The organism is Paenibacillus germinis (assembly GCF_013141785.1).
Classification (GTDB): Bacteria; Bacillota; Bacilli; order Paenibacillales; family NBRC-103111; genus Paenibacillus_E; species Paenibacillus_E phytorum.
Map to the genome: position 1 here is coordinate 1 of NZ_WHOC01000044.1, position 1,643 is coordinate 1,643.

At 38.8% G+C, this 1,643-nt stretch carries 1 protein-coding gene; it reads left to right on the top strand.

Going from position 1 to position 1,643, the window contains the following annotated elements:
* Positions 1-227: 227 nt before the first annotated feature.
* The gene (locus GC102_RS08320; RefSeq protein ID WP_171689081.1) at positions 228-749 is read left to right on the top strand and encodes a hypothetical protein; all 522 of its coding nucleotides are present in this window, start codon (positions 228-230) and stop codon (positions 747-749) included.
* The last annotated feature ends 894 nt before the right edge of the window (positions 750-1,643 follow it).

Below are 1,643 nucleotides of genomic sequence, written 5' to 3' on the forward strand. Positions count from 1 at the left end.
ATCCAAGTCCCACGGGCAGATACGTTCGATCCCCGGCTACCGCTATCTTACGGCCTCAAAAAAATGAGGTCGACCAGAAATATCTGGTGACCTCATAATACGATTGGGCAGATTAGTTTAATCAATTCATACATTGAATTCATATTTCTTAATATTTAAAGTGTATGAGGACTTACTTGATCCGATTTAACTTACTATTGGATGACGTTTTTCAGGGAGGCTTTATTTTGAGTAAACATAAGGTAATTACCGCGATTTCGATTTTATTAAATCGCGGTCAAGATTTGAACACACTGATATTCAAGGATCGAAGCCATGATGAGATGGTTAAAGAACTTAGGGATTACTTAGAACTAAACAAGGAATATTTAGGAGGAAATATTCTTCTTAACTTTACACAGTCATTGAACGATCACGGTGTAGATCTCTTATTGGAAGTACCCGATTGTGTAAAGATCGGATTCCAGGTGAAATGCCATAGGGATGTTGAAGATGCCCAATTTGCTGCAAATGTAAAGCGGCAATTTGCAGAATCCTTTGCCCATGGTCTGGATAAGTGGTTTCTTATTCAAACCATAAGTGACGATAGATATCAATTGTCATTTAATTTAAAAAGAGACAATTACGCAGAATTTCAAAGAATAGTAAATCGTTTAAATCAACTATCTAAAAAAATTTGGAGCGATTATTCTGAAATAATAAAACTTGGAAGAAAGCAATATGGAATTGAGTGGGGAACGATAGCGTAATTATCAGGGAGGAGATCACCTCGCGGCAGCTGCTCCCTGGATCTATTGAAAAATCTACGCGACAACATAATGAGCCTGCTGGCAATCAAGATGTTTGGCATTACCATGTTTACCCTAGATATGTGAACGATCAACTTTATCTGACAAAGGGTTCTCAGTCCGATCCAGACGAACGCTCTTTCTATGCTGATAAGATGCGTTCTTGGATAAAGGAAAACACATAAAAAATATGGTTCTCTCATTAACCTAACGGAGAACGATAGTAAAGAGATTGTTACATGATTGAAATCTTATTTTCATCTGGCATTAATCATTCAAGAATATAATAAAAGTCGACCCCCTTTTAAATATAAACTTAGACCCTCAGCCCGTTGCTGAGGGTCTCTTTTTACTATTAAACTAAAGGGTAGCATATTTGAAGGGCGTCAAGTTAAGTCATGTCATTTAGCAGGTGGAAATCCTGTTTGGAAAGACTCTAGCCAAGTCACCAATAGCGAGTCTTGGAGCGGTAAGGGTAATCTTACGGTTTAAGCGTAGACAGTCAGCTAGTAAGCCGTGTAATTGAGCCTCGAAAGAACTGCAAAGATGGGAAGGTCGACAAATTTTCAACTTTGGAAGACCACAAGACAAACAGCGTAAATGGCGAGTTGTTTGCCTCTTCCCCGGGGGCAGAGCACAGGGCATGCTAGACAATGATGACAATGGTCGTCTTTTAGGGTATTAAAAAGCGGTAGTCTAAGACTTTATTTTCATTTAACATCATCTGAATACGTTTTGACCTTTTGACCTTTTGTTGCTATAAAAATACACCCCTTAGAATTCATCGGATTAACCAAGGGGTTTTTCCAATGTCTATTCTAAGGGGGGCACTTCACAGCACGCAGTTGCCAAAGC